The organism is Bradyrhizobium sp. UFLA05-125 (assembly GCF_059803515.1).
The window spans coordinates 61,663-80,198 of record NZ_JBANBJ010000040.1 but is presented as its reverse complement, the minus strand read 5'-3'; the positions used below and the strand labels follow the sequence as shown (position 1 = coordinate 80,198).

At 64.5% G+C, this 18,536-nt stretch carries 18 protein-coding genes; 10 read left to right on the top strand and 8 right to left on the bottom strand.

What is annotated here, in order from left to right:
• Nucleotides 1–1,461, top strand: coding sequence for a carboxylesterase/lipase family protein (locus SO156_RS28690; RefSeq protein ID WP_498537095.1), 1,461 nt, complete (start codon nt 1–3; stop codon nt 1,459–1,461).
• A gap of 9 nt (nt 1,462–1,470) precedes the next feature.
• Here SO156_RS28690 and SO156_RS28685 read toward each other — a convergent pair whose 3' ends face one another.
• Nucleotides 1,471–1,650: a hypothetical protein gene (locus SO156_RS28685; protein ID WP_458144216.1), complete on the bottom strand. Its 180-nt coding sequence runs from the start codon at nt 1,648–1,650 to the stop codon at nt 1,471–1,473.
• A 164-nt stretch (nt 1,651–1,814) separates the two neighbouring features.
• Here SO156_RS28685 and SO156_RS28680 point away from each other — a divergent pair, with 164 nt between their 5' ends.
• Both SO156_RS28680 and SO156_RS28675 read left to right on the top strand, forming a co-directional pair.
• Nucleotides 1,815–2,612 carry a DODA-type extradiol aromatic ring-opening family dioxygenase gene (locus SO156_RS28680; RefSeq protein WP_498537094.1) on the top strand — a complete coding sequence of 266 codons (798 nt, stop codon included), beginning with the start codon at nt 1,815–1,817 and terminating at the stop codon, nt 2,610–2,612.
• A gap of 183 nt (nt 2,613–2,795) precedes the next feature.
• The gene (locus SO156_RS28675) at nt 2,796–3,098 is read left to right on the top strand and encodes a hypothetical protein (protein WP_498537093.1); all 303 of its coding nucleotides are present in this window, start codon (nt 2,796–2,798) and stop codon (nt 3,096–3,098) included.
• A 67-nt stretch (nt 3,099–3,165) separates the two neighbouring features.
• Here SO156_RS28675 and SO156_RS28670 read toward each other — a convergent pair whose 3' ends face one another.
• The 3 genes from SO156_RS28670 to glgC are packed head-to-tail and all read right to left on the bottom strand — an operon-like array spanning nt 3,166 to nt 6,195.
• Nucleotides 3,166–3,426, bottom strand: coding sequence for a SemiSWEET transporter (locus tag SO156_RS28670; protein ID WP_498537092.1), 261 nt, complete (start codon nt 3,424–3,426; stop codon nt 3,166–3,168).
• 55 nt (nt 3,427–3,481) lie between these two features.
• A complete protein-coding gene (gene glgA / locus SO156_RS28665; protein ID WP_498537091.1) occupies nt 3,482–4,936 on the bottom strand; it encodes a glycogen synthase GlgA in 1,455 nt (484 codons plus the stop codon).
• Nucleotides 4,927–6,195: a glucose-1-phosphate adenylyltransferase gene (glgC, locus tag SO156_RS28660; RefSeq protein ID WP_498537090.1), complete on the bottom strand. Its 1,269-nt coding sequence runs from the start codon at nt 6,193–6,195 to the stop codon at nt 4,927–4,929. The genes glgA and glgC overlap by 10 nt, the downstream gene beginning before the upstream one ends.
• A 265-nt stretch (nt 6,196–6,460) precedes the next feature.
• Here glgC and SO156_RS28655 point away from each other — a divergent pair, with 265 nt between their 5' ends.
• A complete protein-coding gene (locus tag SO156_RS28655; RefSeq protein ID WP_458144222.1) occupies nt 6,461–6,889 on the top strand; it encodes a hypothetical protein in 429 nt (142 codons plus the stop codon).
• Between the two features lie 228 nt (nt 6,890–7,117).
• A complete protein-coding gene (locus SO156_RS28650; protein ID WP_498537089.1) occupies nt 7,118–7,555 on the top strand; it encodes a hypothetical protein in 438 nt (145 codons plus the stop codon).
• A gap of 105 nt (nt 7,556–7,660) precedes the next feature.
• On the opposite strand, the gene SO156_RS28645 is transcribed toward SO156_RS28650, so the two are convergent.
• Nucleotides 7,661–7,822, bottom strand: coding sequence for a hypothetical protein (locus SO156_RS28645; protein ID WP_458144224.1), 162 nt, complete (start codon nt 7,820–7,822; stop codon nt 7,661–7,663).
• A 193-nt stretch (nt 7,823–8,015) separates the two neighbouring features.
• On the opposite strand from SO156_RS28645, the gene SO156_RS28640 reads away from it, so the two are divergent.
• Nucleotides 8,016–11,102 carry an ATP-binding protein gene (locus tag SO156_RS28640; protein ID WP_498537088.1) on the top strand — a complete coding sequence of 1,029 codons (3,087 nt, stop codon included), beginning with the start codon at nt 8,016–8,018 and terminating at the stop codon, nt 11,100–11,102.
• On the opposite strand, the gene SO156_RS28635 is transcribed toward SO156_RS28640, so the two are convergent.
• The 3 genes from SO156_RS28635 to SO156_RS28625 all read right to left on the bottom strand — a co-directional run bounded on the left by SO156_RS28635 (nt 11,083) and on the right by SO156_RS28625 (nt 13,964).
• Nucleotides 11,083–12,174, bottom strand: a complete 1,092-nt coding sequence (locus SO156_RS28635; RefSeq protein ID WP_498537087.1) for a catalase family protein — start codon at nt 12,172–12,174, stop codon at nt 11,083–11,085. The two genes, SO156_RS28640 and SO156_RS28635, sit on opposite strands and share 20 nt — an antisense overlap.
• Before the next feature lie 154 nt (nt 12,175–12,328).
• Complete coding sequence (locus tag SO156_RS28630; RefSeq protein ID WP_498537086.1) at nt 12,329–12,715, bottom strand: hypothetical protein; 387 nt, start codon at nt 12,713–12,715, stop codon at nt 12,329–12,331.
• Nucleotides 12,716–12,977: 262 nt separating this feature from the next.
• Nucleotides 12,978–13,964, bottom strand: coding sequence for an ABC transporter substrate-binding protein (locus SO156_RS28625; protein ID WP_498537085.1), 987 nt, complete (start codon nt 13,962–13,964; stop codon nt 12,978–12,980).
• Between the two features lie 500 nt (nt 13,965–14,464).
• Here SO156_RS28625 and SO156_RS28620 point away from each other — a divergent pair, with 500 nt between their 5' ends.
• The 4 genes from SO156_RS28620 to SO156_RS28605 are packed head-to-tail and all read left to right on the top strand — an operon-like array spanning nt 14,465 to nt 18,522.
• Nucleotides 14,465–15,568 (top strand): ABC transporter substrate-binding protein, encoded by a 1,104-nt coding sequence (locus SO156_RS28620; protein WP_498537084.1) that lies wholly within the window; start codon nt 14,465–14,467, stop codon nt 15,566–15,568.
• Nucleotides 15,546–16,559 (top strand): ABC transporter permease, encoded by a 1,014-nt coding sequence (locus tag SO156_RS28615; protein ID WP_498537083.1) that lies wholly within the window; start codon nt 15,546–15,548, stop codon nt 16,557–16,559. The genes SO156_RS28620 and SO156_RS28615 overlap by 23 nt, the downstream gene beginning before the upstream one ends.
• The gene (locus SO156_RS28610; protein WP_498537082.1) at nt 16,553–17,344 is read left to right on the top strand and encodes an ABC transporter ATP-binding protein; all 792 of its coding nucleotides are present in this window, start codon (nt 16,553–16,555) and stop codon (nt 17,342–17,344) included. Before SO156_RS28615 ends, SO156_RS28610 begins: the two co-directional genes overlap by 7 nt.
• Nucleotides 17,338–18,522 carry an acyl-CoA dehydrogenase family protein gene (locus tag SO156_RS28605; protein ID WP_498537081.1) on the top strand — a complete coding sequence of 395 codons (1,185 nt, stop codon included), beginning with the start codon at nt 17,338–17,340 and terminating at the stop codon, nt 18,520–18,522. Before SO156_RS28610 ends, SO156_RS28605 begins: the two co-directional genes overlap by 7 nt.
• Nucleotides 18,523–18,536 lie beyond the last annotated feature (14 nt).

Sequence of the window (18,536 nt, the reverse complement as noted above, 5' to 3'; positions counted from 1 at the left end):
CTGGGACAGGTCGGCTTGGCCGCGGCCCAGCAGGCCGGGCAATACCCGTTTGCCTTGACGCATGAAGGCCAGATGCTCGGCGCTGTCGAAGGCGAGGTGGCTTCTTTCAAGGGACTGGCGTACGCGGCCGCGCCAGTCGGGCTACTCCGATGGCGCGCGCCAGAGGCGCTCGCCGAGAGCTCGGAGATGCGAACCGCCTACGATTTTGGTCCGGCGTGCCTGCAGCCTGCGATGCCCCATGCGAGCGAGGATTGTCTGACGCTGAACGTCTTTCGGCCCTTCGGCGTCGATGGCCCGCTGCCGGTGATGGTTTTCTTCCATGATGGCGGCTTCGTCACGGGCACGGCGAACGATCCCTTGTTCGATGGCGCGAAGCTTGCGCAGGCCGGCATCATCGTCGTGACGGTGAATTATCGTCTCGGCGTGTTCGGCTGGCTTGCGCATCCCGCGCTCGCCGTGAATGCGCCCGACGGCGCAAGCGCCAATTACGGCATGATGGACCAGATCGCGGCGCTGCGTTGGGTTCATGACAATGCCGCCGCGTTCGGCGGCGATCCCAACAACGTCACGTTGTTCGGTTCGGGCTCCGGCGCGACCTCGATTGCCCTTCTGATGCTTTGCCGAGAGGCACGCGAGTTGTTTCATAAGGCGATCTTGCAGTCGCTGCCTGCGCGCCAAGGCATAGCACCGCTGCAAGAGGCTGAGGCCGTTGGGCAACGTGTGTTCTCCCTGGTCGCGCGCGACAGGAGTACGTCTGATCCGCGTGCGTCGGATACGAGAATGCTGCTCGCGGCCGAAACCCTGCTGTTCGCCAAATCTGCGCGCAGCTTCGGCCCGGTGCTGGACGGACGGCTCGTGACGGAAGATATCGCGAGCGGCTTCGGTGCTGCGCATGAAAGCCGCATCCCGATGATCATCGGCTCGAACGAGGACGAGACGAGTTTTGTCGGTGAGCCCGATCTGAAGGAGGAGCTCCGCCTCGCCGGTGAATCCGCCGATCGATTGAAGGCGCTCTATCCGGGTCTTTCCGGCAAACCCGGGGAGCTTGCCGCCCGGCTTTATACGGACCGGGTCTTCACTGAGCCCGCGCGGTTCCTCGCGCGTCTGCACGCGGCGACTGGCGCGCCGACCTACCGCTATCGCTTCGCCTATTCGGGCGAAGCCCAGCGTGCGAACGGCGATGGCGGTCACGGTGCGGAATTGCAGTTCGTTTTCGGCGCCCAGGGCGTGCCAGGCGCGAGCCCCTTTACGCGCGCCGACCGCGAGCTCGCGGGTCAGTTGCGCGGCTACTGGACCAATTTCGCCAGGACGGGTGATCCCAACGGGCCGGGCCTGCCGCGTTGGAACGCAAGCTCGGAAGGCGAGCGCTTGCTGCAGATCTCCAATGACGGAATAGCAAGCCGAGACGATCCGCTGTCGGGCCCCCTCGACCATCTCGAACGGCGGAGCCCGAAGGGGTGAGCGAAGAGACTACGCTGCGAGCTCGACGCGGGGCGCCGCCGTCAGCCGCTCTTCCTCGATGAAGTCCATCGCACCGTCCTTCTCGACGGCGTAGCACTGCCGGCCTTCTCTCGACACGTAGGCGGCGCGGACCACCCCGCGGCGACCCTTCTCACTGTTGACGACGTCCCCCAGCGCAAACTTTGCCATCCTGCTTCCCGCAAAAACCAACTGGCCGAGTGCTTCGACCGGCTGCGGATTTTGGAAGGCAAATCGTTAACGGCTTGCTAACCATGCGCGTTTCCCTATGCTCGCCGCCGAAAAGCGCGTAGGGCTACGCCTCGCGCTTGTTGCAAGAGAGATGAGCCGAGGCGATGACGCGATTTCCGACCTTCTTCCTGTCGCATGGCGGTGGACCCTGGCCATTCATGGACGACAGGCGGGTGCAATATGCCAAGACCGCGCAGGAGTTCGGCCGGCTACCCCAACGACTGCCGTCACGGCCGAAGGTGGTGCTCGTCATCACCGGTCATTGGGAGACGGACCAGTTCACGGTCTCGACCTCGGCACATCCGCCGATGGTCTACGACTACTACGGTTTCCCCGAGCATACCTATCACCTCAAATACCCCGCGCCAGGCGAACCGGCGCTGGCCGCGCGGGTGAAGGAGCTTCTGGGTCATGCCGGCGTCGATTGCCGCGAGGACGCCAATCAGGGCTTTGATCACGGCACCTTCGTGCCGCTCGGCCTGATGTATCCGAATGCCGATATGCCGATCGTGCTGTTGTCGCTGAAATCGAGCTACGATCCGGCCGAGCATATCAGGGTAGGCCAGTCGCTGGCGGCGCTCCGCGACGAGGGCGTTCTGATCATCGGCAGCGGTCTCACCTATCACAACATGCGCGGCTTCGGACGCGCGGAATCGAAGTCCGTGTCGTATGAGTTCGAGGCCTATCTGAACGAGGCGATCGGCCAGCCGGACGCCGCGCGGCGCAACGCCATGCTGATCGAGTGGCAGAACGCGCCGGGCGCGCGCCTCGCCCATCCGCGAGAGGACCACCTGCTGCCGCTGATGGTCGCGGCCGGTGCGGCGGATGGCGATACGGGGCACCGTCTGTTCGTCGATGAGGTCGCAAACGTCGCGATGGCGTCGTACGAGTTCGGTGGCTGAATATCCGCATTGCCGGGCATAACCTCCGGCGACCTTTCGCTCGAAAAGGTCACGGACCGCATAGTTCTGCATTTCAAGTAAGAAGCGCCTCCGCTTGAGTACCTCTTAATGGTGGACGCGAGATCTACCGTTTGTTCGCGACGATCGGCATCATGCAGGCACCGAACGTCGCGAGGTAAGACAATGACCACCGATCACCTCTTGCAGTCGTCACCGATCCGTCACGGCAATCGCAAACCCGGCATCATTGGAGCCGCAGTTCTTTTGCTCGCGCCAATTGCCGCTGCCATCGTTCTCGGGGGAGAAACGCGCATCTCCGACGGCTTCGAACCGTTCGAGAAATCAGCGAATGAGCGTGTGTCGCAAGCCTTCGAGGACCTTAATGACCTGGCGCCGATCTCCGAAGACCTGAAGACTGCGCTCGCGTCGTTGAGCCAGAGCCTCCAGGGCGAGCAGAAGCCCCCGGTTCAGGCCGAGGGGCAGTGATCCCATCGCTTGCCTTGGAATGTTCGAGAGCAGCAGCGTTTATCCGGCAGGGACCACCAGGCCGTCCTCATCCGTATTTCAGTTTCATGACCAGGATGCCGCCGGCGAGCACCATGGTGATCCCGTTGGCGGCGACCAGCGGCGCATCGCCCGAGAGCAGTCCGTAGATCAGCCAGAGTGCAAGCCCCAGCATCATCGCGAGGAACATGCCGAGCGAGATGTCTTCGGTGGAGCGGGTCTTCCAGACCTTGATGAATTGCGGGGTGTAGGCGAGGGTCGTGCAGGTTGCCGCAGCGAACCCGAGCAGCTTAACGATGAGCGGTTCCATGGTGGCCGCCCTATAGCACGGATTCGTTGATGGAAATGCGTCTGTTGCCCCATCATTACCGGCGGGCTGCTATGAGCGTGCGATAGAGTGCCGCATAGTCGCCCGCCCGGTTACGCCAGGAGACGTCGGTCGTCATGCCGCTCAGTTGCAGCCTGCGCCAGGTCAAATGGTCATGGAAGGCGAGGTTCGCCTTGCGCAGCGCGGCTGCGAGCCCCTCCGCCGTCACCGGGGCGAACTTGAATCCGGTCGCGTCGTGGCCGCTGCTATCGGCCTCGCCGATGTCCACCACCGTATCCGCAAGCCCGCCAACGCGCGAGACCACCGGCACGGCGCCATAGCGGAGGGCGCAAAGCTGGGTGAGGCCGCACGGCTCGAAACGCGACGGCACGACGAGCGCATCGGAGCCCGCCTGGATGAGGTGGGCAAGGATCTCGTCGTAGCCGATCACGACGGCGATGCGGCCGGGATGGGCACGTGCAGCGGCCTGATAGCGCTCCTGGAGGTCCGCATCGCCGCTGCCGAGCAGTGCGAGCTGCATGCCTTCGCCAAGTATCGTCGGAATGGCATCTAGCAGGAGATCGAGGCCCTTCTGCCACGACAGCCGGCTGATCACGCCGAGCAGAAGCGCATCCGCCGAGGGCGCGAGATTGAACTGCTTCTGCAGCGCTGCTTTATTGGCGGCCCGGAATTGCAGCTCCTTCGCGCCAAAGCGATAGGCGATGTGGGGGTCGGTCTCGGGATTCCAGACGCCGATATCGATGCCGTTGAGGATTCCGCTGAGCACGCCGGAGCGTTCGCGCAAGAGGCCACCGAGCCCCATGCCGCCCTCGTCGCCCTGAATCTCCCGTGCGTAGGTGGGCGACACCGTGGTGATGCGGTCGGCGAATTGCAGGCCGGCCTTCAGGAAGCTGATCCCGCCAAAATATTCGACGCCTCGGAGGCCGAAGGACTCCGGCGGCAGGCTGAACGAAGCAAGCATCTCATAGGCGAACTTGCCTTGATAGGCCATGTTGTGAATGGTCATCACGGTCCCGGGACGGGGACCGCCGGCATAGTGCAGATAGGCTGGCAGCAATCCCGCCTGCCAGTCGTGTGCATGCACGACATCGGGCACGAACGAAGGGACGAGGCCGAGGCCGATATCGGCGGCGACGCGCGACAGCGCCGCAAAGCGCACGCCATTGTCGGGCCAGTCGGTACCCTCCGCGGTGACATAAGGGTTGCCCGGCCGCTCGTAGAGATGTGGCGCGTCGAGCACGAAGAGGTCGAGCTCGTCCTGCGTGCCCGCGAGCAGGCGCGCGGGCCCACCGAAATAGTCCGGCCAGCGCCGGATTTCCTTCGCCTGCGGCAAGGCCCGCATGACGGGCGGATAGCCCGGCAGCAGCGTCCGCATCTCGACGTCATGGGCTTTCAATGCGGCCGGCAGCGCGCCGGCGACATCGGCAAGACCGCCGGTCTTGATGATCGGATAGATTTCCGATGCGACGGCGAGAACGCGCATCAATGCCATGCACTCAGCCTGTCGATCATCGGCTGGGTGATGAGCGAGATGCCCTGCTCGGTGGTGCGAAACCGCGCGCCATCGGCTTCCGGATCCTCACCAACGACGAGTCCTTCGGGAATCTCGACGCCACGGTCGATCACGACGTTGCGCAGCTGCGCGCCGCGGCCGACATTCACGTAAGGCATGATCACGGCGTTCTCGACATTGGCATAGGAATTGATCCGCACGCCCGTGAACAGCAGCGACCGCCGCAGCGAGGCGCCGGAGATGATGCATCCGCCTGATACCAGCGAGCTCACCGCCTGTCCGCGCCGGCTCTCCTCGTCGTGCACGAATTTGGCGGGAGGCGTGATCTCCGCATACGACCAGATCGGCCATGAGCGGTCGAACAGATCGAGCTCCGGCACAACGTCGGTGAGATCGATGTTGGCGGCCCAGTAAGCGTCGACGGTGCCGACGTCGCGCCAATAGGAGCGCGTGTCGTCGCCGGAGCGGACGCATGAGCTCGAGAACTGGTGCGCCACCGCGCGGCCGTTCTTGACGATGTAGGGAATGATGTCCTTGCCGAAATCGTGGCTCGAGTTGAGGTCGGCGGCGTCGCGCTTCAGCTCGTCGTATAGAAATTTGGCGTCGAAGACGTAGATGCCCATGCTGGCAAGCGACATGTCGGGCTTGCCGGGCATCGGCGGCGGGTCTTTCGGCTTCTCGAGGAAGGACTGGATGATGCCGTTCTCGTCGATATGCATGATGCCGAAGCCGGAGGATTCAGTGCGCGGCATCTCGAGGCAGCCGACGGTGACGTCGGCGCGGCTCTCGACGTGCTGCCGCAGCATCACCTCGTAATCCATCTTGTAGATGTGATCGCCGGCGAGCACCACGATGAAGCGGGCGCCGTGCGACTCGATGATGTCGATGTTCTGGTGGACGGCATCGGCCGTGCCGACATACCACATCGTCTCCGAGACGCGCTGGCTCGCTGGCAGGATATCAAAACTCTCGTTGCGCTCGGGCCGGAAGAAGTTCCAGCCCATCTGGAGATGCCGGATCAGGCTGTGGGCCTTGTACTGGGTGGCCACCGCGATGCGCCGGATGCCGGAATTCACGGCGTTCGACAGCGCGAAGTCGATGATGCGGGATTTGCCGCCGAAATAGACCGCCGGCTTGGCACGCCGGTCGGTGAGCTCGAGAAGACGACTTCCTCGTCCGCCGGCGAGAACGAAGGCCAGGGCCTGGCGCGCGAGTGGCTCATTTCCAACACGATTCATTCTGTCCTCCCGGGGGCCCCGTTTTTATCGCCCCGAAACTTCCCGCGTGGGAAGCCGGCGGCGCTTGCATCGAAGCAGAATTCTAGCGGCACGGATAACAATTCGGAAAGTGCCCTGTTGGTTGCCATAGGTCGTGGCCGCCCTCCGGCTCGGCTTTTTTTGATTGCCGAGCCTTCCAGACCGCCCCGGAAGGGTGGTAGGCTAAAGGCTATTTCAGATCGCTTTCATATTTTTTTGGATTTATCCGATGCCCTGCGCCAACGAAATGTTCGGCCTGCTGCGGCTGCTTTCAGTCGGGCTGGCTTACCTGACCGGCACTCCGGATCACCCCGTACAGCAACGCGATCTCGCCGAGGCCTGGCAGGTCCTCTCGCCCTGCGCGGAGACCTCCTCCTTCGACGGGGCGTGGGCCCTGTCACTGACGGAAAACGGCACCGCCATCGCCAAAAGCGATCGCCACGCGCAGTTGCTGCAAGGCCGCTGGGAGCTCGTCGATGCGGGGACGCACACCTATCGCATCGACGTGCTCGCCTTCGGCAATGATTTCGTCGTGGTCCCGACGGCAGCCGGCTGCCTGCTTGGCTCGGGCACGTTCAGAAATGTCGATCTGCGCCAGAGCTGGTTTACGCATGGCGGCCGCGAGGCGCGCGATCTCATGGCATCGGCGGCCGATCCGGGCATGAGGACGAAGTAGCCGCTTCGGCTGTCGCTTGCGGGTGCTCGTCCTGCGGCATTTCAGCGCCCGCGGCGGCGCGGGGTCGATCCGCGCCGGCTTTCTCAGGTTTGAGGCGGTCGCGATCGACGACGGGCCGGGATGCTTGTGCGGTGCACGCAAGCGGACGCTTTGATTCAGCGCAAAGATGCCAGATCATGCGGCGTGCGACCCTTTTGCCAAACGAAACGTCAGACAGGGAGCAAGGTGATGAGTATCTGGAAAACGGCAATAGCCTGTTCGCTCGCCGGTGCCGTCATGGCGGGCCAAGCGCAACAGGCCGCGGCGGCGCCAATGCCGACCAATGTGGCGACGATCAAGGCCATTGTCTCCAACGACGTCACGCAGGTGTACTGGCGCGGCGGATGGGGATGGCGCGGCGGCGGATTCGGCTGGGGAGTCGGAGCGCTCGCGGCCGGGGCCATCATCGGGGGCGCCATCGCGAGCAGCGCGCCTTACGGCTACTATGGTGATCCGTATTACGGCGGCCCCTATGGCTACGGCGGTGGCTACGCGCCAGCCTATTACGGCTACGCGCCCGGCTACGCCTATTCGCCCTATTATGCCCGCCCGTATCGACCGTATTACGGTTACGGCTCTGGCTACTACCGGCCATACCGCCCCTACTATGGCGGCGGCTATTGGTGATCGCACGAGTCGCGCGAGGGTAGCCCTGACAGGTCGGCCGACCGAGACTCCGCGCTCGCGCTGTCGCGCGCGAGCGCGGGTAATGGGCGCGCTATCCGGCGCTGGTCACGGCAGAAGCGCGATGATCGCAAAGCCGGCGTCGATGACGATTGGCTCCGACGACGAGAAATAGACGGCGGCAAGCACGCAGGCGATCGCGTAGACGAATACGAACCAGCCTTCGCAATCACGGGTTGAAAAAATACCTCTGCGGTATGGAAGTGGCATGGTCAACTCCCTGCCAAAATTTGGGCATCGACTGCCCTGATTGAAAAAGACAGCGTGATGAAATGCTTCCTGGTGATGTTCACGACATCGCCAGGCGCGACGCTAACGCCGAGAAACGGCAGGAGTCCTTACGCCGTCCTTACATTTGACTGAGCTTTCTCTTAAGCTCGGAAATCATCCGGAGGTCGCGGCCGTGCGGAGAGACGAGCTCGCCTTTGGTCAGTTTCGGCTCGATCGCGCCAATGCGCTGCTGTGGCGCGGACCGGAGCGTGTCGTGCTGGCGCCGAAACCCTTCGAGGTCCTCTGCTGCCTGATCGGTCGTCCGGGCGAGCTCGTCACGAAAGAAGAGCTGCTCGACGCAGTCTGGTCGGATCTGCATGTCAGCGAGTCGAGTCTCGCGGTTGCTATGAATGCGCTGCGTGCGGCGCTCGGTGACGACAGGCAGTCGCCCAGCTACATCGAGACGGTCACGCGACGCGGCTATCGCTTCATCGCACCCGTTACCACCACACCATCGTCGGCCGCCGAACGGTTGGAGGAGCCGTCCGAGGACGTCGCGGACCGCAGGCGGCAATGGCGTGTTGGACGCACGACGGCGCTCGAGACACTCGACACCGCGTTGCAGAAGGTCCGCGCCGGTCAGCGTCAGGTCGTATTCATCACCGGCGAAGCCGGAATAGGCAAGACGACGCTTGTTCAGATGGCTCTCGATCGGATGGCAGGCGAGAGACCCGGTGTGCTGCATTGCGGTTGCAACGAATTGTTCGGCACCCACGAGGCTTTCCTGCCGCTGATTGAAGCCCTCAACGAACGATGCCGCGGCGAGGGAGACGCCGCAATGCTCGCCGCCATTCGCGAGCACGCGCCGACGTGGCTCGCCCAGATGCCGGGTTTCCTTGGTGAAGGCGATCGCGTCGCCTTCCAGCAGGAGGTTTTTGGCGCGACGCGGGAACGCATGCTGCGTGAGTTCGCCGATCTTCTGGAGAGCATCGCCGCGAAGCGGCCCTGGATCATCATCCTGGAAGACCTGCACTGGAGTGATCTTGCTACCGTGGATGTTCTGTCGCGCCTCGCGCGGCGGGACCGGAAGGCGGCGATCCTCGTTCTCGCCACCTATCGGCCGATGGAAGTCGCCGTCGGCGGACATCCGGTCAAGGCCGTCCACCAGGATCTCCAGATCCACGGACGTGCGACCGAGCTCGCGCTCGATCGGCTGACGGACGGCGACGTCGAGCGCTACCTCGCCCTGCGCTTCAACTCGGCCGAACTCGCCGGCGAACTGGTCGAGCGCATCTTCGCGCGGACCGAGGGGCAGCCCTTGTTCGTGACGTCGCTCCTCGATCATCTCGTTGCCCAGCGCGTGCTCGTCGAGGATAACGGCAGGTGGCGGCTGGAGCGTGAGGAGGCGGCCTCGCACGACAGCATGCCGCGCGATTTGCAGGGCATGATCGCGCGGCAGATCGATCATCTCACGGCTGAGGAGCGCAGCCTGCTCGAGGTCGCGAGCGCGGCGGGGGCCGAGTTCTCGGCGCTGCACATCGCGGACGCGCTCGATCGAAACGTGCTGGACGTGGAGCAGATGTGCGAGGAGCTCGCGCGTGCGGGCCGCATCATCCTCGTAGCCGGTTCGACCGAATGGCCGAGCGGAGAGGTCTCCGGCCGCTACGCGTTCCAGCACGCGCTGTACCAGGAGATGCTGTACCAGCGGCTGGCGCCGGCCCGCCGCGTGAATACCCACGTGCGGCTCGGTGTCAGTCTCGAGCGCGGGTATGGATCACAAGCCGGGGAGGTCGCCTCGGTGCTCGCGCGTCACTTCGAGCTCGGGCGCGATTTTCCGAAGGCAATGCGCTATCTCGCCACGGCGGCCGAGGGTTCGGCGCGGCGCTTCAGCACGCGCGAGGCTGCGAACTACCTCACGCGTGCCCTGGATCTCGTGCCGCATCTGCCGACAAACGTGCAGGTGCCGACGCGCCTGAAGCTGCTGTTGCAGCGCGCCTGGGCCTGGCGAGCCGGTGGCGACTTCCTGAACTCGCTGCAGGATCTCGGCGCGATCCTCGCCCATGCAGCCGAGAACGGCCTCGTTCGGGAGGAGGTGAACGCGCTGGTCGATCTCAGCAGGTTCTGCCTCTATGTCGATAGGCGACGATGCCTGCCCTTCGCCGAGCAGGCACTGGCGAAGAGCCGGGCGATCGATGACGCTGCATTCGCTGCCCTGGTTAGGGGCAACGTCGCCAATCTGAAGCTGATGCTTCGCGGCTGGAGCCGCGAGGACGCCGAGTTCTCGGAGCAGGCGTCGGCACTGATCTCGGAAGCGCAAGACCTCAGCATGCGCTTGCGTCGCTGCTCCATGGAAATGGTGCTCGAGTTCCTGAGGTCGAACTATCCGGCCTGCATTGATGCGACGAGCAGGGGCAAGCAGCTCGCCCGCGTGCTCGGCGACGTCTACCTCTTCGTGCTCTATGAGTCCGTCGAAGCGTTCGCGTCCCTCTACGTGGGCGAATGGGGGGCGCTGCAGCAGAGCGTTCGCTCGGCGCTCGCCATCGCGGAGCGGAACGCGAATCCGCAGGCGCGCGCCCTATGCCAGCTCACGATCGGGTGGCTTCATGCCGCGGCAGGGGACCATGAGACTGCGGCGAGACAGGCGCAGGAAGTCATCGCCCCGATGCTCGAGGCAAACCCGTTCACTTTCTTCCTCGGCAGGAATTTGCTGGTGCGCGCCCAGCTCGGGATGCGCAACCTCACTCTGGCGCGACAGCATCTCGATGCCGTCGAGCGGCGGATGGAGGTGGACGGTGTGCCGATCGAGTCGCTGGTCATGCCGCAGTATTTGCTGAACTGCTGCGAGTACTGGATCGAGGCCGGCGACCTCGACCAGGCAAAGGCGGCCGCGAGCCGGTTCCACGGGGTGGCGAGCGCGGCACCGGATCGGCCGTTCCTCGCGCTGTGTCAGGAGGTGATGGCGAGAATTGCGCTACTGAGCGGCGATGTGGAGAGCGCCAGGCGGCACCTGTCCGAGGCCGTTTCGACCGTTCACCGTGCTGGGCTACCCTACGCGGCGTGGCGGGTCTACGCCTCGCTCGCCGAGTTTTACGCCAGCCGTGGAGAGGCACGGAAGGCAGCGAACTGGAGACGGCACTCTCATACGGTTGTGAAGTCGCTGGAGAGTTCGCTCGCGCCTGACGACCCGCTGCGCTCGCTGCCATTCTTCGCCCGCACCGAGATTGCCGGTGCAGCGGACAGTTGCATCTGCCGGCCTGACATCAATCGGGAAACTCGCTGATATCTTGCGGTTCTCTGGGCGGCGGGATCGGTCCGTTCTGCTTGTGCCGTCGCTCGCGCGACGCGCGATAGGCATCCCTGCGCAGCCGCATGATCGAGCCGAGCGGCTGATGATCGGCCAGGCAACGCCAGGGATCGAACGACAGGACATCATTGGCGTAGTCGCGGCGTGTGGAGGTATTGGCGGCCTGTGAGGGAAGGGTGATCTTGCCCAGCGGCTGTGGCACCGCGACATCCTCTGGCCAGTCGATCGAGGAATCCTCGACCGGCGTGCGTTTCAGGTCGGTGCAGAGCTGGGCTCGCAGCTCATATTCCGCAAAGTTTTCCCGAAAGAACTCCGTGACCGAGTCCCGCACGATTTCGTCGCCGTCATGGCTGGGCTGACCCGTGAGCCTGCGCACGGCATCCGAGACCGGCACCGCCCGGATCCTCGCGATATAGTCGCCGAAGCGAAGCGTGCCCTCGGTGTGAAAGGTTTCGCCGAGGATGTTGTTGCCGGGGTCGCCAAGCGCCTTCGCAAGCAATGGTATAGGGGCGCCAGTCGCGTTCGAAACCGTGATGGCGATGCGCGAGAAGAAACCCACGATCCTGAATCCGACGTCCGGGGTATTCAGATTGCGCTCGACGTTGCGCTGGGCTGCCAGATAAGCCTTGGCATCGGCCATGTAGCTCGGGTGATTGACGAGAAGGAAATCCTGGTTGGTCGAAGTGTCATCCGCCAGCGCCTTGTCGCCGGACACACCCAGGACCTTGATCGCCATGCCGCGGGGCGCGCGAACGCGATCGCTCTTGAGCCCGAAAGCGGTGGAGAGCCGGACGATAATCGGATGACGGGCAGGCTTTGCGAACAGGCCCTGGCGCAGATGCGCCGGCAGATTGTCGTAGACGGTCAGCTCGCCGCGCAGGAAGCCGACGCCTTTGGCATGTTGCTGGCGAATGCCGTGGTGGAATCGCTTGAAGGTGGCGTCGCTGGTCCGCTCGATCGAGGCGACGATGTCCCGGACGGCGTCGGCCTCTTCGGGACTTGGCTCTTCGACAGAGGGGTCGTAGCGAACATATTGATCGGCTGCCATGGCGCTGATCTCCAGCCCGCGGATCACCTGCGCCTTGCGAACGGTGGCGGCCGCTGGGCGAATTCCATTGTAAGCGCGTGCCTGCCGCGCGAGCAACCGGAACACGAATTCCGGTTGCTCTGACGCCCCCTTCCGTCGCGGCTTTCAGTCGCGGCTATTGCGCGACGCGCTGCGAGGCGACCAGGTTCTCCTGGCGAACTTCGCTGCGGCGTTCAGGTGTCGTGCAGACCTTGTCGCCGTAAAACGCCTCGCGCCAGACATACCCCGACTGGCATATGTCGCTGCCGGGCTGATGCCGGCTGGCGGCCCTTGCGTTCTCGCTTGCGACGACGCTCCTGGACTCCGGCGTGACGCAGACGAGGTCGCTCGGAACGGCGATCCGCCACACATAGCCGGAGGCGCATTCCATCGCCGCCATGGCTGGGCTGGCCGAGGAAACGCAGATCGTCAGGAACGCACAGAGGGCGGCGATCCGATAGCTATTCCGGACAGTGTTGTTGTCCGAACGCGAGGGAGAAGGTGTGCGTGATGAAATGGTCATGATCAAAATCCTCCTGAAATAAGGCGCCACGCGGTCTCCCGATTGATGCGGGGGGCGTGGACGTCACCAGAGGCGATGCTAGGGCGGAGGCTCCCTTGAGTCCTTAAGCACGCCTTATCTTCCTCTCATCTTTCTCTTAAGCGCGGCGGGCCTCACAACGACAACCAGACCATCGCCGCCATGCAGGCGAGGTGCACCAGCACGATCGCCGCAAGGTGAAGCGGCCCGGCCTTGAGGGGCGGACCGCTCATCTTTGGGCTCCTCAGTTCGATCCTGCCGCGGCCGCCGTGAAGCTGCGGTCGACAGCCTGGCTGACGTCGAGCTTCTTCGGCAGGATGCCGTAGCGCGTGGCGCGATCGGAGGCCTCCTGCACCTCCTTCACCACGTTCTCGTCAATCACGATCGGGCTGGTGCGCTGCGCGGAGTAGGCGCTGAGCAGAACGTCTTCCGGCAGCTTGGTCAGCTCGGCAGTGTTCTTCGCATACTCACTGTTGTGATCGAGCGACCACAGCCGCGCCTTGTTCAAGCGCTGCAGGAAATCCTGCACGGCGGCGCGCTTGCTCGCGATGGCGCTGTCGGAGGCAACGATGAAGGTGATGGTCGGCGTCAGGCCCTCGCCGTCGGCAATCACGCGAGCCTTGTCCTTCAGTGTCGCGAACGAGACATACGGCTCCCATACCGCCCATGCATCGACCGAGCCTGCGACGAGCGCGATCTTGGCGTCGACCGGGCCGAGCGGCGCAAAGGTCGCGTCGTCGAGCTTGATCTGCGCCTTCTCGAGTGTCGCGTCGATCAGGAACTGGCCCCAGCCGCCGCGGGTGCCGGCGAGGCGCTTGCCCTTGAGGTCGGCGGCCGACCTGATCGGCGAATCCTGCCGCACGAGGATCGCTTGCGTCTTCGCGTCCGACTTGGTGCCGCCGATCGCCTTGATCGGCGCGCCCGCGGCATAGACCGACAGGAAGGAGAGATCGCCGGTGTAGCCGACGTCGAGCGCGCCGGCGTTGAGCGCCTCCAGGATGGGCGCCGCCGCCGGAAATTCGGACCATTCGATCTTGTAGGGTAGATCCTTGGCGTAACCGGAGATATCGAGCAGCGAACGGTTGCCGCCTTTCTGATCGCCGACGCGCAGCACGACCGTGTCGGCAGCGAACGATGCGGCGGCCGTCGATAGGGTCATGGCGGCCGCGACCAGCGACGCCGCAAGCCTGCGCGTGAGGGAGTGATCGTGCGAGTCGGAATTGATGCTCATATGATGCTTCTTGTTTCTTCCTGGCTCACTTGGCGTGAGCGATGATGCATTGGGCTGGTCAAGTTTATGAGCCGAGAGGCCGCAGTCAATGAAACGGCCAACCGAATTGCGCGCGCTTGCCAGAAGGACGTTTCATTGAACGGATGCTTGCGAGAAGGCGATGTGCGCGTCGGCAGATATGCGTGAAGATTGTGCAAGGGATGGCCTCGTCATGAGGTGCGTGACGACGAGCAGATCGCGCCGAATTCGAAGAAATCGTTTCGTCGTTGATGCGCGCACCGGTGGAGAGAATGACTGCGCTGCTCGCAACATTCGAAATTCCATTTCATTGACGATGCCGTCAACGCGCCGCATCATTTGCGCAGCGCAGTGAAGAGGCAGGGGATCGCCTCGAGAAATTTTTTCTCCTAACGCGGCTCCGCACGGGACGAGCGCAACGCAACGCAACGCGACGCGCTGCGTGGACGGCGGAGCCCTGGGGTAATGAGGAGTCGAAGCAAATGGATAACAACGAGAATAAGCGCAGCGGATCGGGGCTCGATCGGCGCCATTTGCTCCAGGCCAGCCTCGCTGCGGCTTTCGCGGCGCCACTCGGAGCCATCGGTGCGCAGGCCTTTGCGCCGCGCGCGATCGCGCCGGCGATCGATTTCAACGAGTTCCCGCTGTGCCAGACGTCCTCCGATGCACCGGCGCTCATCGGCGCGCCGCGCAAGCTTAAGCTGTCGTGGAATGCCGGCGCCGTCTGCCTCGCGCCGGTCCCCGTGGCGATCGAGCACGGATTTTTCCAGAGGCAGAATCTCGACGTCGAGCTCGTCAATTATTCCGGCTCGACCGATCAGCTCCTGGAGGCGATTGCGACGGGCAAGAGCGACGCGGGTCTCGGCATGGCGCTGCGCTGGCTGAAGCCGCTGGAGCAGGGCTTTGACGTCAAGATCGCGGCCGGCACGCATGGCGGCTGCATGCGTGTTCTGTCGCGCGCGGATTCCGGCGTTGACAAACTTGCGGATATCAAGGGCAAGATCGTCGCCGTGGGCGATCTCGGCGGCCCCGACAAGAATTTCTTCTCGATTCAGCTCGCAAAGCTCGGCATCGATCCGCTCAAGGAGGTCGACTGGCGCGCCTATCCGGGCAATCTGCTGGATGTCGCGGTACAGAAGGGTGAGGTGCAGGCTTTCCTGTCGTCCGATCCGCTCGCCTATCTCTGGCTGAAGGACAGTCAGTACAAGGAGGTCGCCTCCAATCTCGACGGCGAATATCGCGACAAGAGCTGCTGCATCCTCGGTCTGCGCGGCAGCCTGGTGCGCGACGAGCCGCAGGTCGCTCGTGCGATCACGCAGGCGCTGCTCGATGCCGCGATGTTCTCGTCGCAGAATCCGCAAAAGGCCGCAAAGTCGTTCCAGCCCTATGCGCCCAAAACTGCGTCGCTCGCTGACCTCGAAGGCATCGTGCGTTACCACACCCATCATCACCATCCCGTCGGCGAGGTGCTCAAGCGCGAGCTCAAGGCCTATGCGGACGACCTGAAGAGCGTGCAAGTCTTCAAGCAGAGCACCGATACCGCCAAATTCGCGGAGCGCATCTATGTCGACGTATTCGCTGTCTGACGGCGTTGCCTCCGTTGCGCCGCGCGAGGTCGCGCTTTCTGGCTGGTTGAGGGAATCCGGCGCCGGCATCGCGGCGAGCTTGGCCTGGATCGCCTTCGGCCTGTCGTGCCTCTGGTGGGAGGATGTCGGCGACTGGTCCCGCACGCATTCGCTCGGCATCGCCGCCTTCATCATCGCCGCCTTCGCGCTATTCGGGACGGTCTGCGCCGATTACCTCGGTTCTGCCGGACGCGCCTTGCGCAACCGCGCGCCGTGGCTGCTGGCGCTCGGCTTGATCCTGACGCTGTGGGAGGTCGCGACTGCAAAATTCGCCTGGCTGCCGCTGCCGTTCTTCCCGCCGCCGCAGGCGATCATCGAGGTCTATACCGACGATCTGCCGAAGCTGCTCGACAGCGTCTTTGCCTCTGTCCGGCTCCAGCTCGGCGGCTATCTCATCGGTGCAGCGATCGGCTTCCTCACCGGCGTTTCGATCGGCTGGTCGCGCGCAATTGGCTATTGGGTGCATCCGGTCCTGCGCTTCATCGGCCCACTGCCGGCCACCGCCTGGCTGCCGATCGCCTTCTTCACCTTTCCGTCGAGCTGGAGCGCTTCGACCTTCCTGATCGCGCTGGCGACCGGGTTTCCCGTCACCGTGCTGACCTGGTCGGGCGTCGCGAGTGTCAGCAACGCCTATTACGACGTCGCGCGCACGTTGGGTGCAAGGCCGTCCTTCCTGGTGCTGAAGGTTGCAATCCCCGCAGCACTGCCGCACGTCTTTGTCGGCCTGTTCATGGGGCTCGGCGCGTCCTTTGCCGTCCTGGTCATCGCCGAGATGATCGGTGTCAAGGCGGACCTCGGCTGGTACCTGCAATGGGCGCAGGGCTGGGCCGCCTACGCCAACATGTATGCGGCGCTGATCGTGATGTCGCTGCTCTGCTCCGGCGCAATCACGCTGCTGTTCGCGATCCGCGATCGCCTCCTGGTCTGGCAGAAGGGGACCGTCAAATGGTAGCGACGGCCGAGGTCATCGCTTATGCAGCCGCGGGCGCCGCGCTCGACATCGAGCAGGTCAGCCATGCCTTCGACATCGACGGCACCGAGCTTCCGGTGCTCAGCGACGTCAGCATCGCGGTCGAGCCTGGCGAGTTCGTTGCGCTGCTGGGGCCATCCGGTTGCGGCAAGTCCACGCTGCTGCGACTGGTCGCTGGGCTCGAGAAGCCGCGGGCCGGCGCCTTGCGCGAGGACGAGACCCGTATCACGCACCCGCATCCCACGCGTGTCGTCGTGTTCCAGGATCCGACGCTGTTTCCCTGGCGCACGGTCTGGGACAACGTCGCACTCGGCCTCGAGGCTCGGGGCATCCTGAAGAGCCAGCGTTCGCGCGCCGATGCGGCCCTCGATCTCGTCGGGCTGTCGGAATTTCGCAACGCCTATCCGCATCAGCTCTCCGGCGGCATGGCGCAGCGCGTCGCGCTCGCGCGTGCGCTCGTCAACGATCCGAAAATCCTGATTCTCGACGAGCCGCTCGGCAAGCTCGACTCGCTCACCCGCATCACCATGCAGGCCGAGCTCGTCTCGCTGTGGCGGCGCAAGGGCTTTACCACTCTTCTCGTGACCCACGATGCGGAGGAGGCGCTGTTCCTCGCCAACCGCGTCATCGTGTTCAGCGAGCGTCCCGCGCGCGTCAAGGCCGACATCCGCGTCGATCGGTCCTATCCGCGCCATCGCGGCGATCCCTATCTCGCGGAGCTGCGCCGCCAGATCCTCGGCCTGTTGGGGCTCGACGCCACATGGTGACACCATACGGCAACTCGGCCGCAAAAAGCCGCGCGGCCCAAGGCGAGCAGGACTACATCGAGCGTGCGCAGGGTCTCGCCGCGGTCTTCGCCCGACGTGCCGCCGAGCATGATCGCGCGGCCAGCTTTCCCTTCGATAATTTCAAGGAGTTGTCGGAAGCCGGCCTGTTGTCGCTAACGGTACCCGCCGCGCTCGGCGGTGCCGGCGCGGGCGTGCGCTATGCGGCGCGGATCGTCGGCATCATTGCCCAGGCCGATCCGTCCACCGCGCTGGTGCTATCGATGCACTACATCAACCATCTCGTGATGGCGCGCAGCCCGACCTGGCCGGGCCGCCTGTCGCGCAAGCTCGCCCGCGAGACGGTGGAGGGCGTCGCGCTGGTCAACGCGCTGCGCGTCGAGCCGGAGCTCGGCTCGCCCGCACGCGGCGGCCTGCCCGCAACGATCGCGCGGCGGACCGAGACCGGCTGGCGCCTCTCCGGCCACAAGATTTATTCGACCGGCGCGCCGATCCTGAAATGGTACCTGGTCTGGGCGCGAACAGATGAAGAGGAGCCGCGCGTCGGCCAATTCCTGGTGCCGGCAGGCCTCCCGGGCACGCGCATCGTCGAGACCTGGGACCATCATGGGCTACGCGCGAGCGGCAGCCACGATGTCATCTTCGACGAGGTCGTATTCCCGCTCGACCACGAGATCGATGTTCGCAAGCCCGCGGACTGGCGCGGGCTCGATGCCACGCAGGCGACCACTCATACCGTCTTCATCGCCGCGATCTATGACGGCGTCGCGCGCGCCGCGCGCGACTGGCTGATCGACTTCCTGAAGAAGCGCGCGCCCTCCAGCCTCGGTGCGCCGCTTGCGACGCTTCCCCGCGCCCAGGAGGTGCTCGGCGCCATCGAGGCCAGGCTTGCCGTCAACGCCCGGTTGATCAATTCATTTGCCGGCGACTTCGACGACGGTATCGAGCTGTCGGCCGCCGAATCAAACGCGATCAAGCTCACCGTGACCAACAACGCGGTGGCCGTGGTCGAGGACGCGCTGTCGCTCACCGGCAATCACGGTCTTAGCCGCACCAACCCGCTGGAGCGGCACCATCGCGACGTGCTGTGCGGCCGCGTGCACACCCCGCAGGACGATTCGACGCGCGTTGGCCTTGGCCGCGCTGCGCTGGGGTTTTGAAAGTCACAAAGGAG

What these genes read in the sequence shown, in the direction of transcription:
- SO156_RS28685 (WP_458144216.1), bottom strand. Translation starts at nt 1,650, where the DNA reads ATGGCAAAGTTTGCGCTGGGGGACGTCGTCAACAGTGAGAAGGGTCGC.
- SO156_RS28675 (WP_498537093.1), top strand. Translation starts at nt 2,796, where the DNA reads ATGACCACCGATCACCTCTTGCAGTCGTCACCGATCCGTCACGGCAAT.
- SO156_RS28610 (WP_498537082.1), top strand. Translation starts at nt 16,553, where the DNA reads ATGGTAGCGACGGCCGAGGTCATCGCTTATGCAGCCGCGGGCGCCGCG.
- SO156_RS28645 (WP_458144224.1), bottom strand. Translation starts at nt 7,822, where the DNA reads ATGCCACTTCCATACCGCAGAGGTATTTTTTCAACCCGTGATTGCGAA.
- SO156_RS28625 (WP_498537085.1), bottom strand. Translation starts at nt 13,964, where the DNA reads ATGAGCATCAATTCCGACTCGCACGATCACTCCCTCACGCGCAGGCTT.
- SO156_RS28655 (WP_458144222.1), top strand. Translation starts at nt 6,461, where the DNA reads ATGTTCGGCCTGCTGCGGCTGCTTTCAGTCGGGCTGGCTTACCTGACC.
- SO156_RS28670 (WP_498537092.1), bottom strand. Translation starts at nt 3,426, where the DNA reads ATGGAACCGCTCATCGTTAAGCTGCTCGGGTTCGCTGCGGCAACCTGC.
- SO156_RS28650 (WP_498537089.1), top strand. Translation starts at nt 7,118, where the DNA reads ATGAGTATCTGGAAAACGGCAATAGCCTGTTCGCTCGCCGGTGCCGTC.
- SO156_RS28605 (WP_498537081.1), top strand. Translation starts at nt 17,338, where the DNA reads ATGGTGACACCATACGGCAACTCGGCCGCAAAAAGCCGCGCGGCCCAA.
- SO156_RS28615 (WP_498537083.1), top strand. Translation starts at nt 15,546, where the DNA reads ATGTCGACGTATTCGCTGTCTGACGGCGTTGCCTCCGTTGCGCCGCGC.
- glgA (WP_498537091.1), bottom strand. Translation starts at nt 4,936, where the DNA reads ATGGCATTGATGCGCGTTCTCGCCGTCGCATCGGAAATCTATCCGATC.
- SO156_RS28635 (WP_498537087.1), bottom strand. Translation starts at nt 12,174, where the DNA reads ATGGCAGCCGATCAATATGTTCGCTACGACCCCTCTGTCGAAGAGCCA.
- SO156_RS28630 (WP_498537086.1), bottom strand. Translation starts at nt 12,715, where the DNA reads ATGACCATTTCATCACGCACACCTTCTCCCTCGCGTTCGGACAACAAC.
- SO156_RS28680 (WP_498537094.1), top strand. Translation starts at nt 1,815, where the DNA reads ATGACGCGATTTCCGACCTTCTTCCTGTCGCATGGCGGTGGACCCTGG.
- SO156_RS28620 (WP_498537084.1), top strand. Translation starts at nt 14,465, where the DNA reads ATGGATAACAACGAGAATAAGCGCAGCGGATCGGGGCTCGATCGGCGC.
- glgC (WP_498537090.1), bottom strand. Translation starts at nt 6,195, where the DNA reads ATGAATCGTGTTGGAAATGAGCCACTCGCGCGCCAGGCCCTGGCCTTC.